At 45.4% G+C, this 14,588-nt stretch carries 9 protein-coding genes, 1 tRNA gene and 1 pseudogene; all 11 read right to left on the bottom strand.

The features are described 5' to 3' along the window. Window positions 1-392 precede the first annotated feature (392 nt). Window positions 393-926 (bottom strand): DUF6586 family protein, encoded by a 534-nt coding sequence (locus BTV99_RS00055; RefSeq protein WP_075100329.1) that lies wholly within the window; start codon window positions 924-926, stop codon window positions 393-395. A gap of 157 nt (window positions 927-1,083) precedes the next feature. After that, window positions 1,084-5,301, bottom strand: coding sequence for a DNA-directed RNA polymerase subunit beta' (gene rpoC, locus BTV99_RS00050; protein ID WP_075100328.1), 4,218 nt, complete (start codon window positions 5,299-5,301; stop codon window positions 1,084-1,086). A 166-nt stretch (window positions 5,302-5,467) separates the two neighbouring features. Further along, a complete protein-coding gene (gene rpoB, locus BTV99_RS00045; protein ID WP_075100327.1) occupies window positions 5,468-9,586 on the bottom strand; it encodes a DNA-directed RNA polymerase subunit beta in 4,119 nt (1,372 codons plus the stop codon). Between the two features lie 628 nt (window positions 9,587-10,214). Continuing rightward, on the bottom strand, window positions 10,215-10,586 hold the full coding sequence (rplL, locus tag BTV99_RS00040; protein WP_075100326.1) for a 50S ribosomal protein L7/L12: 372 nt from the start codon (window positions 10,584-10,586) through the stop codon (window positions 10,215-10,217). A 126-nt stretch (window positions 10,587-10,712) separates the two neighbouring features. Continuing rightward, window positions 10,713-11,240: a 50S ribosomal protein L10 gene (gene rplJ / locus BTV99_RS00035; RefSeq protein ID WP_075100325.1), complete on the bottom strand. Its 528-nt coding sequence runs from the start codon at window positions 11,238-11,240 to the stop codon at window positions 10,713-10,715. 428 nt (window positions 11,241-11,668) lie between these two features. Beyond that, complete coding sequence (gene rplA / locus BTV99_RS00030; protein ID WP_075100324.1) at window positions 11,669-12,370, bottom strand: 50S ribosomal protein L1; 702 nt, start codon at window positions 12,368-12,370, stop codon at window positions 11,669-11,671. Next, the gene (rplK, locus tag BTV99_RS00025) at window positions 12,371-12,802 is read right to left on the bottom strand and encodes a 50S ribosomal protein L11 (protein WP_075100323.1); all 432 of its coding nucleotides are present in this window, start codon (window positions 12,800-12,802) and stop codon (window positions 12,371-12,373) included. An 88-nt stretch (window positions 12,803-12,890) separates the two neighbouring features. After that, window positions 12,891-13,421 (bottom strand): transcription termination/antitermination protein NusG, encoded by a 531-nt coding sequence (gene nusG, locus BTV99_RS00020; RefSeq protein ID WP_075100322.1) that lies wholly within the window; start codon window positions 13,419-13,421, stop codon window positions 12,891-12,893. A gap of 69 nt (window positions 13,422-13,490) precedes the next feature. Beyond that, window positions 13,491-13,979, bottom strand: a complete 489-nt coding sequence (gene secE, locus BTV99_RS00015; RefSeq protein WP_075100321.1) for a preprotein translocase subunit SecE — start codon at window positions 13,977-13,979, stop codon at window positions 13,491-13,493. 51 nt (window positions 13,980-14,030) lie between these two features. Beyond that, window positions 14,031-14,106, bottom strand: a tRNA-Trp gene (locus BTV99_RS00010). Window positions 14,107-14,520: 414 nt separating this feature from the next. Continuing rightward, window positions 14,521-14,588 (bottom strand): annotated as a pseudogene (locus tag BTV99_RS13245) (elongation factor Tu); the annotation flags it as partial.

Raw genomic sequence — 14,588 nt, 5'->3', positions numbered from 1 at the left:
AAACAAGGAAAATAGCACAGGTAATATCGAGATATTAGTCAGCTATTTGACACCGTTTGGCCAGATTTAGCCATTTTTAGCCCATTTAGATGGCTATCGATTGAATTGAGGACACGCCCTAGTATGGTTAATTCACTTTAAAACCGATACAGTGCAGCTGGTATGAGTTTTGCTCAGCATCTGTCAACGTAGACACAGTAAGTAAGAAAAATGTATATCAGTTGCACGTTAATTTGGGCCTATCGACTTTATTTCGAACTGACTATACGTTATATGAAAGCGTGACTTTATATAAAAGCGTGTTTGACCATGATCAAACACGCTTTTTTTCTTGATGCTCTTGTATAAGGTAGGGCCAAAAAGCCGTTAAACAACAGCATGGATCAGGGTGGTTAAAACTCAACCATACCCGCACGCAGCTGCTCTATCAGCTCTAAGAGCTGCTGACGCCACTCACGTATGGTTGCTTCATCTGGTAGCCACTGATTCGATAACGTCACAACGTTGACAATAAGATCAGTCGCTTTTGCCGTATCTCTACTCGCACTTAGCGTCTCATCAATCACTGTATCTGGCGGTACCGCATACAAACTACGCTGATACGCGCGCTCTATGTTGGCCACAAAGCCCTGCTGCTGCAACTGTTGTAAACGCTGGACTTCAGGCGATACCTGCGTGCGCGCACTTAGCGCTTGCTCGATGTCGCACAATGTCGGCGCTGTCATGTTTAAACCATAAAAATGTCCAAGCTCCTGAGTAAAAGCCAACAACGCACCATATAAATGAAAAATAGCGGTTTCACAATGCGCCTGATATAGCTGCTTATCACTACTACTGTCCGCCGCTTGGCAGGCAAGACGACAAAAATACAGCTTTTGATTGGTGCGGTCTGCTTGATATTTGGCAACACGGGTTTTACCAGCCATTGGCAATTTATCCTTCTATAAGATATAAGTGGGAGCTTGTTTTCCAGTGTACTATTTTTTTGGATAACAGTACCACGTCTTTCTGACTTTTGTACGTGCACAAAAAAGCCAGCAACATAGGCTGGCTTTTTTGAGAGTGATAAGACATCAAAGACAATTAATTATCTTGATTTAGCTCTTGCGCAAAGGCTTCATCAAAGCTTGCAAAGTCTTTACTATCGGTGCTGGCCGTCATATCAAAAGCTGCGTTTAGATCTGACTCTTGTAGTTTTTGCTCTGCTTTTTCTTTACGGGCTTTGTGATAAGCAAGCCCCGTACCAGCAGGAATCAAGCGACCAACGACCACGTTTTCTTTTAGACCACGTAGCTCATCAACTTTACCTGTTACCGCAGCAGCAGTTAAGACACGAGTAGTCTCCTGGAACGACGCCGCTGAGATAAAGCTTTCTGTTGCCAGACTTGCTTTGGTGATACCAAGCAATTGACGCTCGTACTGTACTGGGAACTTACCTTCGGCTTCAAGTTTGCTATTTAACGCTTTGATATCCGCGTACTCGACCTGATCGCCTTTAAAGTGGTTTGAATCACCGCCATCAGTCACTTCAACTTTGCGCAGCATCTGACGAATAATAACTTCGATGTGCTTATCGTTGATTTTTACACCTTGCAGACGATAGACGTCCTGTACTTCGTTGACGATATAATCAGCAAGGGCGGTTTGACCTTTTAGACGTAAGATATCGTGCGGGTTTTGCGGACCATCAGCGATGATCTCACCGCGAGCAACGGTTTCGTTTTCGAAAACGTTGATCTGACGCCATTTCGGGATTAGCTCTTCATGTACCTCACCATCTTCATTGGTGATGATAAAGCGATTTTTCCCTTTGGTTTCTTTACCAAAGCTGACCACACCAGTCATCTCTGCCATGATTGCATGATCTTTTGGACGACGTGCTTCAAACAAATCAGCCACACGTGGTAGACCACCGGTAATATCCTTGGTACCTGATGACGCTTGTGGTACACGGCCTAATACCGAACCTGCGGCTACTTTTTCACCGTCGCTGACGCGGATGATGGTTTCCGCTGGCAAGAAATAAACCACTTCTTTGCCTTCATCCGTATTCAAGATGATAGCAGGACGCAAATCTTTAGCCGAGCTTGAGCGGTCACGAGTCGCTAAAATCTCAAATGAGCTCATACCCGTTGCATCATCGACTTTGACCGTCGCTGTCGAACCATCAATGATATCGCTAAAGCGTGCCGTACCGGCAAACTCTGTGATAATTGGGTGCGTGTGTGGATCCCATTTAGCGATGGTCTGGCCACCTTCGACTTGCTCTTCGTTTTTCACCAGAACGCTTGAACCATAAGGCACTTTATAGCGCTCACGCTCACGACCAAGCTCATCGGTCAGCGCAAGCTCTGCTGAACGCGAGACGATAACCAAGTGGCCATCAGTGTGTTCAACCGTTTTCATGTTTTCAAAATGCACTTGACCTGCATTACGTGCTGAGATGCTGTTGTCCACAGATGCTGAGCTTGCCGCCCCGCCCACGTGGAAGGTACGCATGGTCAACTGGGTACCAGGCTCACCAATTGACTGCGCTGCCATGACACCGACTGACTCACCAATATTGACCTTATGACCACGAGCCAGATCACGACCATAACACTGTGAACACACGCCATGCTCAACTTCACAGGTGATCACTGAACGTACCCAGATGTCATCAATGGCGTTGTTGTCTAGTACATTTACCCAATGCTCATCGATCAACGTACCCGCTGGAATCAAGACTTTTGACGGATCGTCATTATACGTCACATCACGCGCGGTCACACGGCCAAGAACAAGCTCACCGAGTTTTTCGATGATCTCACCACCTTGGATATGCGGCTTCATGAGCAAGCCTTCTTCGGTGCCACAGTCTTCGCTGGTCACAACCAAATCTTGCGCCACATCGACCAAGCGACGTGTTAGGTAACCTGAGTTAGCCGTTTTTAGGGCAGTATCAGCAAGACCTTTACGCGCACCGTGCGTCGAGATAAAGTACTGTAGTACGGTCAAACCTTCGCGGAAGTTAGCTTTAATCGGTGTCTCAATGATTGAGCCATCTGGTTTTGCCATCAAACCACGCATACCAGCAAGCTGACGAATCTGCGCGGCACTACCACGAGCACCAGAGTCTGACATGATAAAGATAGAGTTAAATGATTTTTGCTCGTCTTCTTCGCCTTGGGCATTGATGACTTTATCGGTCGCTAAGTTATCCATCATCGCTTTAGCGACTTTATCGTTGGTACGCGACCAGATATCGACGACTTTGTTATAACGCTCACCTGCAGTCACAAAACCTTGCTCAAACTGATCTTCGATTTCGCGAACTTCCGCTTCGGCGGTTTCGATGATTTGTTTTTTCAGCGGCGGAATCACCATATCATCGATACCGATTGATACGCCTGATAATGTCGCTTGAGCAAAACCAAGATACATCAATTGGTCAGCAAACATGACACTTTCTTTGACGCCGACTTTACGGTAGCAAGAGTTGATCAAACGCGAGATGTTCTTTTTGGTCATCTCTTGGTTGCACTCATCAAACGACATGCCTTGTGGCATGATGTTCCAGATAAGCAAACGACCAGCCACTGTATCTTTTAGAGTGACTTCTTTGCTTTCGTTGCCCTCTGCATCGACGTGCGTTTCTGTCACACGCACTTTGATTTTTGCGTTGACATGCAAGTCGTTTGAACCAATGGCACGCAAAGCTTCGTTGACGGTCGAAAATATCATGCCTTCGCCTTTGGCATTGATCGACGAGCGGCTAATGTAATACAGACCAAGTACAACGTCCTGTGAGGGTACGATGATTGGATCACCGTTGGCTGGCGATAGGATGTTGTTGGTTGACATCATCAATGCGCGCGATTCGAGCTGAGCTTCTAGCGTCAATGGCACGTGTACGGCCATTTGGTCACCATCAAAGTCAGCGTTAAACGCGGTACAAACCAGCGGATGCAATTGGATCGCTTTACCTTCAATAAGCACCGGCTCAAATGCCTGTAAACCCAAACGGTGAAGCGTTGGCGCACGGTTTAGTAGGACTGGATGCTCACGGATAACCATGGCCAGCATATCCCATACTTGCGGCTCTTCACGCTCTACCATCTTTTTGGCAGCTTTAATCGTTGTGGCTAAGCCATGCGATAGTAGCTTGTTGTAAGTAAATGGCTTGAACAACTCAAGTGCCATTTTCTTCGGTAGACCACACTGATGCAGACGCAGGGTCGGACCAACCACGATGACCGAACGACCAGAGTAGTCAACACGTTTACCAAGTAAGTTTTGACGGAAACGGCCTTGCTTACCTTTGATCATATCTGCCAAAGATTTCAATGGACGCTTGTTACTACCAGTAATTGCACGACCACGGCGACCGTTATCAAGCAAGGCATCGACTGATTCTTGTAGCATACGTTTTTCGTTACGTACGATGATATCAGGTGCACTTAGCTCGAGCAGACGCTTTAGACGGTTGTTACGGTTGATGACGCGGCGATACAGATCGTTTAGATCTGATGTCGCAAAACGGCCGCCTTCTAGTGGTACCAGTGGGCGCAAGTCTGGTGGCAATACTGGTAAGATATTCATTACCATCCACTCAGGCTTGTTGTTCGAGTCACGGAACGCTTCTAATAGTTTTAGGCGCTTAGACATCTTTTTGAGCTTGGTTTCAGAGCCTGTTTGCGGGATCGCTTCGCGCAGCTCATCAATCTCGATATCGATATCGATGTCTTTGAGCAGGTCTTGTACCGCTTCTGCACCCATTTTGGCAGTGAATTCGTCACCGAACTCTTCTAGGGCTTTGTAGTAGTCTTCATCATCGAGCAGCTGGTACTTCTCTAAAGAAGTCAGGCCAGGCTCAGTGACGATATAGCTCTCAAAGTATAGAACGCGTTCGATATCGCGTAGGGTCATGTCGAGCAGTAGACCGATGCGGCTTGGCAGAGATTTTAAGAACCAAATGTGCGCAACAGGGCTTGCAAGATCAATGTGACCCATACGATCACGGCGAACTTTGGCAGTGGTGACTTCTACGCCACACTTCTCACAGATAACGCCTTGAAACTTACGGCGTTTGTACTTGCCGCACAAACATTCAAAGTCTTTGACTGGGCCAAAAATTTTGGCACAAAATAGACCGTCACGCTCAGGCTTAAACGTACGGTAGTTGATTGTTTCTGGCTTTTTAACTTCACCATGTGACCACGACTTAACCACATCAGGGGCGGCTAAGGTAATTTGAATACTATCAAACTCTTGATTACCGCTAGCGGTAGGGCTTTGCATGATATCGAGTAAATCTTTCAAGTTGCTTCTCCGTTATCTTTATAATCATCTAACAGCATATTGTCGACGCCAAGTTAGATGAATGAAGGCAATGAATCGGGTTGAGACAAATCACCAAAAGTAGTCGCCATAAGCGTACTACTTTTGGTTGACAACTAGGTTAAACAGCAATCTTTCTGCTTTGGGTTTAGTTGCTTTGTTTTAACTCAATATTAATACCCAGTGATTTGATTTCTTTGGTCAGTACGTTGAATGACTCAGGCATACCTGGATCCATGTACTGCTCACCATCGACGATGTTTTTGTACATACGGGTACGGCCTTCGACGTCATCTGATTTCACTGTCAGCATCTCTTGCAACGTGTAGGTTGCGCCGTACGCTTCTAGTGCCCATACTTCCATCTCACCGAATCTCTGACCACCGAACTGTGCTTTACCGCCTAGTGGCTGCTGGGTGACCAGTGAGTAAGAACCCGTTGAGCGCGCGTGCATCTTGTCATCGACCAAGTGGTTAAGCTTGAGCATATACATGTAACCCACGGTCACTTTACGGTCAAACTTCTGACCGGTACGGCCATCATACAAGGTTTGCTGACCATCACGATCCATACCAGCAAGCTCTAGCAAGTCTTTGACTTGATACTCGTGAGCACCATCAAACACTGCTGTACCCATCGGCACGCCATCACGTAGATTGTCTGCTAATGCCAAGATATCATCATCAGACAAGCTGTCTAGATCGACTGACTCACCGCCGACTTGGTTGTAAATCTTATCTAAAAACTCACGTAACTCTTTGATTGCCGCTTGCGCTTTTAGCATACCGTCAATCTTTTCACCCAAGCCTTTGGCCGCCATACCCAAATGCGTCTCAAGCACCTGACCGATGTTCATACGCGATGGTACACCTAGCGGGTTCAATACGATGTCAACGGTATTGCCATGCTCATCATACGGCATGTCTTCGACTGGCATGATGCGTGATACCACACCTTTGTTACCATGACGACCGGCCATTTTATCCCCTGGCTGGATACGACGTTTCACCGCCAGATAGACTTTAACGATTTTTTGGACGCCATGCTGCAAGTCATCACCAGCCGTTAATTTGCGTTTTTTCTCTGCAAATTTCACATCGATGTCTTTTTGCTTATCGACCAAGTAATCAGCGATCTGCGTGAGACGCTCAGAGATCTCTTCTTCGACTGGCTGGATATCAAGCAGCGTCTCAAGGCTCATCTCTTTCATGTCAGCCAACGCCATGACTGTACCGGCTTTTAGACCAGCACCGCCACTGACTTTTTGACCATCAAGCAAGGTGCCGATACGGCCGCGAGCCGCTTCTTCAAAGATACGTAGCTCTTCTTTTAAATCTTTACGATAGCTATCGAGCTGCGACTTCTCGATTGCTTTGGCACGCGCATCTTTTTCGACGCCATCACGGGTAAAGACTTGTACGTCGATGACCGTACCTTTACTTGATGTTGGCACTCGCAGTGAGGTGTCTTTTACATCCGCGGCTTTTTCACCAAAGATAGCCCGTAGCAATTTCTCTTCTGGCGTGAGCTGCGTCTCGCCTTTTGGTGTGACTTTACCAACCAAGATGTCGCCTGCGTCTACTTCAGCACCGATATAAACGATACCTGCTTCATCAAGGTTTGAGAGCGCCGCTTCACCAACGTTTGGAATATCAGCAGTGATTTCCTCTGTTCCAAGCTTGGTATCACGCGCCACACAAGTCAACTCTTGAATATGAATGGTAGTAAAACGATCTTCTTTGACGACTTTTTCAGAAAGCAAAATCGAGTCTTCGAAGTTATAACCATTCCACGGCATAAAGGCGATACGAATGTTTTGACCAAGCGCCAACTCACCCAAATCGGTTGATGGGCCATCTGCTAGAATATCCCCTGATGCGATTTCGTCGCCTTGGTTGACAATGATGCGCTGGTTGATACAAGTATTTTGGTTTGAGCGCGTGTATTTGATCAAGTTATAGATATCGATACCCGCTTCGCCCGCGACCATCTCCTCTTCGTTGACACGCACGACGATACGTGAGGCATCGACGTCTTCGATCACACCGCCACGCTTGGCGATCACACATACGCCAGAGTCACGCGCGACGTGACGCTCCATACCCGTACCCACTAACGGCTTATCCGCACGTAGCGTCGGAACCGCCTGACGCTGCATGTTTGAACCCATCAATGCACGGTTGGCATCATCATGCTCTAGGAATGGAATCAACCCTGCGGCGACCGATACTACCTGACTTGGTGACACATCCATATGCGTCACCTTTTCTGGTGGCATACGGACAAATTCACCATAGCTACGCACGCTGACCATCTCATCGCTCAGCTCACCATTTTCATTCACTGGCGAATCTGCTTGAGCAATGACCGTACCAACTTCTTCGATGGCAGATAAGTATTCGATCTGGTCAGTTACTTTGCCATCAACCACACGGCGATAAGGCGTTTCTAAGAAACCAAAGCTGTTGGTTTTGGCAAAGGTCGCTAGTGAGTTAATCAGACCAATGTTTGGACCTTCAGGCGTCTCAATCGGACAGACACGGCCATAATGGGTGTCATGAACGTCACGTACTTCAAATCCTGCACGCTCACGGGTCAGACCACCTGGGCCAAGCGCGGATACACGGCGCTTATGCGTGACTTCAGACAATGGGTTGTTTTGGTCCATAAACTGTGACAACTGACTTGAGCCAAAGAACTCTTTGACAGCAGCTGCTACTGGTTTTGAGTTGATCAAATCTTGTGGCGATAAGTTATCAGATTCAGCTGACGACAGACGCTCTTTGACCGCACGCTCTACGCGCACAAGGCCAACGCGGAACTGGTTCTCTGCCATCTCGCCCACTGAACGAATACGGCGGTTACCTAAGTGATCGATATCGTCGACTTCACCGCGACCATTACGAATCTCAATCAGCTCTTTTAACACATTGATGATGTCATCATTGGTCAACACACTACGCGCACGCTGGATATCAGCGTCGTCAGTGTCCTCAAACTCAAGACCTAGGCGACGGTTAAACTTCATACGACCGACGTTTGACAAGTCATAACGATCGGCGTTAAAGAACATACTCTCAAACAGCTTTTCAGCAGTCTCAACCGTTGGTGGCTCACCTGGGCGCATGACTTTGTAGATCTCAATCAATGCTTCTTCACGGCTAGAAGTGGTATCAGCACGTAGCGTATCGGCGATATAACTGCCTTGATCGATATCGTTGGTGAACAAAATGCTAAACTCTTTGAGTGCATCACTGGCTTCGAACGCACTGAGCTTGACCAGTAATTCATGATCGATGAGCGTATTGGCATGAGCAATCACTTCACCATTGACCACGATATCTTCAGCCAAGATGCGCTCGTATAGATATTCATCAGGCACAGCAATTTTCGTCATACCCGCTTGCTCTAACTGACGGATACGGCGAGCATTGATACGTTTGCCCTGCTCGACGATGACATCACCATCAGGTGACACGATATCGAACTGCGCCATCTCGCCGCGCAGACGATCAGCGACCAGATCAATCTCAAACTGCTCTTCACCCTTATAGACTTTTACTTTATCAAAGAACAAGTCTAAGATTTCAGAGGTCGTCAAACCAAGCGCACGTAAGATAATAGACGCAAGTAATTTACGACGACGGTCAATACGAGCAAAAACTAAGTCTTTAGCATCAAATTCAAAGTCAAGCCATGAGCCGCGATAAGGAATGATACGAGCGTTATAAAGCACCTTACCACTTGAGTGCGACTTACCTTTATCATGATCAAAGAACACACCAGGCGAGCGGTGCAACTGTGATACGATGACACGCTCAGTACCGTTGATAATAAAGGTACCGTTATCAGTCATCAGTGGCATCTCGCCCATATAGACGCTTTGCTCACGGATGTCTTTGATCGCCGCTTTACTGTCTTTGTCTTTGCTGTCTTTGTCCTTGATAATCAAACGGATCTTGACACGCATCGGTGCTGCAAACGTTGAGCCACGCAAGATACACTCACGCTCATCAAACTCAGGCTCGCCTAAGTAATATTCAACGAATTGTAGCTCTGCATTACCAGAATGACTCTCAATCGGAAAAATAGATGAAAAGGCAGCTTGTAGACCAGTATTCTCACGAGCTTTCGGCTTTTTGTGCTCTTGCAAAAATTGCTCATAAGAATCTACTTGAATAGACAGTAAATAGGGAATGTCCATTACAGTGGGCAATTCAGCAAAACTTTTGCGAATACGCTTTTTTTCAGTATAAGAATATGCCATCGAGAGTCCTTACAGTAAACGTGGAAACAAATTAAAAGCGTGGCATGCGTGCATAAATACTATGCAAACATAGCAACGTAAACGTTAATATAAAACAGGTGTTCGTGTTCAGTTTATATCTTTTGTTAATGACTACTTTACTACCAGTGCCGGCTTAGCACCCTTATCAAGTTTTGTCATCAGCATCTAGGTCTTTTACCTAAACCATCCAGCCAAAACCCCATCAGCTGTCACTCATCAAAACCAATATCGTCGCTGATATCTACCGTCTACGAGCCTACATACTGACAGTACAACCATGCAAAATGAATAACCTAAGATAAACAGCTTATTAGAACTAATAATATTGGGGATAACTATAACTTTTAGAATCAGTGTAAACTATAGCGTTAATGGAAAAGCATGCAGACACAAAAAAACGCCAAACATCTCAAGACGTTTAGCTCATATCACTGATTTTAAAAACTGGCATGTGTGCTTGCATGTATATCGTCTGTCCTTTTGATGGGTATCCACCGTGATGTTGCATACGTATGTTGGCAGACACAAAAGGTCAAGCTACGAATTATAGTAAAAAAAAGCTGGCAATGCAAGGCATTACCAGCTTTTTTTTCGTACAGCGTTAAACTTATTTTAGTTCAACAGTTGCACCAGCTTCTTCAAGTTTCTTTTTCAACTCTTCAGCTTCGGCTTTAGATGCGCCTTCTTTGATTGGTGCTGGAGCACTTTCAACCAAATCTTTTGCTTCTTTTAGGCCAAGACCAGTTGCTTCACGTACGGCTTTGATAACGCCAACTTTCTTGTCGCCGAAGCTAGCAAGAACAACGTCAAACTCGTCTTTTTCTTCAGCAGCTGGACCAGCAGCAGCGGCAGCAGGTGCAGCAGCAGCAACAGCAGCAGTTACGCCGAATTTTTCTTCCATATCGCTGATTAGCTCAACGATGTCCATTACTGACATTTCAGCGATTGCGTTTAACACATCTTCTTTAGATAGTGCCATGAGAACTCTCCGTTATCTGATAAAAATTAATTGATTTTAATATCGCTTTGATTGTTTGCCAAATATGCAAATAGAGTTGGCAATACAGTACAACCAGCGATGTCAAAGTTACGTTAAAACAAGCAATTAAGCAGCTTCTTTTGCGTCTTTGATTGCCGCTACAGTGCGAACGAACTTGCCAGGAACAGCGTTCATAGTCTGGACAAGCTTGGTCACTGGTGCGTTCATAGTTGCCATCAAGATAGAGATTGCTTCGTCGCGAGTTGGTAGCTTCGATACGCGCTCTAGCTCTTCTGGACCATAAACTTCACCACCGACTGATACTATTTTGGTCTCTAACGCTTTGTTTTCTTTGCTAAAGTCGAAAACGACTCTGGCAGCAGAACCCAAATCTTCCATAGAGAAAGCCAAAAGTAGTGGACCAGTCATACGGTCTGACATGCTCTCAAAATTAGTGCCTTCAAATGCGCGTTTTGCTAGGGTGTTTTTCACCACTTTCAAAACGACGCCTTTTTCACGAGCTTGTTCGCGCAGCTTAGTAAGCTGTGCAACACCAATACCGTGATATTCGGCAGCTACTGCTGAGTAAGCATTAGCAGCAACTTCAGACACTTCAGCCACAACTTGTTGTTTTTGTTCTAGCGTTAATGCCATAAGTTGACTCCTTTAATCTTATCAATCCGCTCATCTTTTAGTTAAAAACGATCAGCTAAGATTGACTTGATACGACACGTTATTCATAACTTCTAAAAATAGAGTTTATTCATAACGACTGATTACGGCACCGTTATCAGACTGACATCGAGTGATAGCTTGGTATAAATACCGGTTTATCGGCTCTTATCAACAACTGGGTGGGTCACCGTCTGCGTAGGACAACTAAGATTTTCATCTGTCGTCGATTAACAAAAGCAGCTTACCGTCATCACTAGCTATCAAAAGACCACTTAATAATGACGTAAAACCGCTCTCTACCTACGGTCTTAGACAGCATAGCGTTTGCTACGCTGACCTAATTCTTTAAAACAATATAGACTCTTTATTCAAAATCGTTGAATATCGAGTAATTTTTATACAAAAAACTATTTAGCCACGCGATAAGGAACAGGATCGATAGTGATGCCTGGGCCCATGGTGCTAGACAAGGTGATTTTCTTAATGAATGTACCTTTAGACGTCGCAGGCTTAGCGCGTTTTAGATCTGAGATCAATGCTTGAACGTTTTGGGTAACTTGTTCAGTCGTGAAACCAACTTGACCGATAGTGGTGTGAATGATACCCGCTTTGTCAACACGATACTGTGCTTGACCAGCTTTGGCATTGGCCACAGCTTCCGCAACGTTTGGCGTTACTGTACCAACTTTTGGGTTAGGCATTAGGCCACGTGGACCTAGGATAGTACCTAGTTGACCCACCACACGCATCGCATCTGGAGCTGCGATAACAACGTCAAAGTCCATGTTACCGGCTTTAATGTCTTCTGCTAGGTCTTCAAACCCTACAACGTCTGCACCAGCTTCTTTGGCGGCTTCAGCAGCAGCGCCTTGAGCGAATACGGCAACGCGTTTGGTTTTACCAGTACCCGCAGGTAGGTTGGTAGCACCGCGAACGACTTGGTCAGATTTACGTGGGTCAACGCCCAAGTTTACTGCGATGTCGATAGACTCTTTGAACTTCAAAGGTGGCAAATCGTTTAGGATTTGCACCGCTTCTTCAAGAGTGTATAGCTTTTCGTTTTCAACGCGATCAGCGATTAGCTTTTGACGCTTAGTAAGTTTACTCATTTACACACCCTCCACGGTAATACCCATTGAACGAGCGGTACCAGCGATGGTACGAACAGCAGCGTCAAGATCAGCAGCAGTCAAATCTGCGTCTTTAGTTTTCACGATTTCTTCTAGTTGTGCACGGTCAACTTTACCGACTTTTGCGGTGTTTGGCGTACCAGAACCTTTCGTGATACCAGCAGCTTTACGTAGTAAAAACGCAGCTGGTGGTGACTTCATGATGAAAGTAAAAGATTTATCGCTATAAACAGTGATCTCAGTTGGGATCGGCAGACCCGGCTCTTGAGATGAAGTCGCAGCGTTAAATTCTTTACAGAACGCCATGATGTTCACGCCTTTTTGACCCAAAGCTGGACCAATCGGTGGTGAAGGGTTTGCTTTACCTGCAGGCACTTGCAGTTTGATGTAACCATCAATCTTCTTAGCCATGATATTCTCCTAAATGGGTGATAGCGCCAAATCAACATGGTAGAAACCTTGTCGAAAAACAGCTCCCCGGTTAATGAACTTTATAGGTTTAGTCTAGTTTTTCAACTTTACTAAACTCAAGCTCGACCTGAGTCGGCCTATTAAATACGTTTACGGTCAGATGTAGTTTAGACTTTTCATAATCCACTTTTTCTACCAACCCTTTAAAGTCAGTGAATGGACCATCAATGACCAATAATTCTTCGCCTGGCTCAAAGAGCGTCTTAGGACGTGGGTCAGCTTCAGTCTGATTCAGACGGTTCAAAATACGATCCGCTTCTGCCTGCGTGATAGGTGCTGGCATCTCTGGCGTACCGCCAATAAAGCCCATAATACGTGGACAGTCTTTGACGATGTGCCACGTGTTGTCATTCATTTCCATCTGGATCAATACATATCCTGGAAAGAATTTACGCTCACTCTTACGCTTTTTGCCGTCTTTCATTTCGACGACTTCTTCTGTCGGCACCAACACATCACCGAACGAATCAGCAAACTCACTGCGGTTGATACGATCAGTTAATGAACGCTGTACTTGCTTTTCATATCCTGAAAATGCTTGGACAATATACCAACGCATATCACGCTCCTGATCATTATAAATAAGTCGTTATCTGTCCATTTTGGTCTTGCCCACTAATACGTGTGACTAGCCAATAAAGATACCAACGAACCAATTAAAAAAGTTATCCAACAACCAAATAAAGAACCCAACAATCGCAATCACGACAAGCACTTGCCATGTGTATTGAAAGGTTTCGTCTTTACTCGGCCAGGTCACTCGGCGTAGCTCAACCGCAGCGTCTTTTAGTAAAATTTTAAAAGCGCGACCCTGATGGGTTAAGGCCAAACACACCAAAGCAACCACAACTAAAGCAACAATGATGCCAATACGCACCCAGACATCGTTGGCTGGCTGCCAATAACCGGGTAAATACTGATTGACCAATGTTGCTGCAATTAATACTACTGCGGCTACAAGCCACAAAACCAAATCTTTGATTGAGCCTGTCTTAGCAACCTCGACCGCAGTGGTCTTATTGCCTGCTGAGACGTGCTTACCTTTAGTCAGCATCGAGCTCGCCGTCGCCTTGGCATCAGATAACTTATTCTCGAGGTTATCTTGATTATTGCTCATAAAGAACTCGCTTCGGAGATGGTGAGGTACAACAAAGATGTGATAAGAAGATGGCAGGCGATGTAGGACTCGAACCTACAACCCTCGGTTTTGGAGACCGATGCTCTACCAATTGAGCCAATCGCCTATGGGTGTAAAGGACAGCATTATACAATATTTAGCATAGAATGCAAGCCCTTAGCGGTAAAATTATCATTTTTACCGAGCTTTGCTCTTAGTCATTTTGCGGCTACATCAGTCTTACTTAAGTAAATAAATAAGTAAAAATCGATGTCCCAACTGACTTATTAGAAGCAGCGTTAATATAGCAAGCTCTCATAAAAAACACAATAGACTAAAAACAAAAAGAACGGTATTTTTACTTACTGTAGTTATTGATAGTTATAGCTTTAAAAAACATACTTTTATGAAGTACCACCTTCCCGCCCCTTTTTAATAAACCCCCATAACCCCTACAATTCCCACAAAAAAAGCCACCCTATAAAGGATGGCTTTTCACTACTCAATACTTTGTGTCAGCTTGCGCTGAGAGCAGTATCGCTTAGTTTTTAACGTTAGCTACCACACCAGCACCTACCGTACGGCCACCTTCACGGATAGCGAAACGTA

It is taken from the genome of Psychrobacter sp. Rd 27.2, from assembly GCF_001921755.1.
Lineage (GTDB): Bacteria > Pseudomonadota > Gammaproteobacteria > Pseudomonadales > Moraxellaceae > Psychrobacter > Psychrobacter celer.
Note: the sequence above shows the minus strand (reverse complement) of the source record. Positions and strands in the feature narration are given on the sequence as shown.

Excerpts from the sequence above, each read along its gene's own strand:
- BTV99_RS00055 (WP_075100329.1), bottom strand. The coding sequence starts at position 926 with ATGGCTGGTAAAACCCGTGTTGCCAAATATCAAGCAGACCGCACCAAT.
- rpoB (WP_075100327.1), bottom strand. The coding sequence starts at position 9,586 with ATGGCATATTCTTATACTGAAAAAAAGCGTATTCGCAAAAGTTTTGCT.
- rplL (WP_075100326.1), bottom strand. The coding sequence starts at position 10,586 with ATGGCACTATCTAAAGAAGATGTGTTAAACGCAATCGCTGAAATGTCA.
- rplJ (WP_075100325.1), bottom strand. The coding sequence starts at position 11,240 with ATGGCATTAACGCTAGAACAAAAACAACAAGTTGTGGCTGAAGTGTCT.
- rplA (WP_075100324.1), bottom strand. The coding sequence starts at position 12,370 with ATGAGTAAACTTACTAAGCGTCAAAAGCTAATCGCTGATCGCGTTGAA.
- rplK (WP_075100323.1), bottom strand. The coding sequence starts at position 12,802 with ATGGCTAAGAAGATTGATGGTTACATCAAACTGCAAGTGCCTGCAGGT.
- nusG (WP_075100322.1), bottom strand. The coding sequence starts at position 13,421 with ATGCGTTGGTATATTGTCCAAGCATTTTCAGGATATGAAAAGCAAGTA.
- secE (WP_075100321.1), bottom strand. The coding sequence starts at position 13,979 with ATGAGCAATAATCAAGATAACCTCGAGAATAAGTTATCTGATGCCAAG.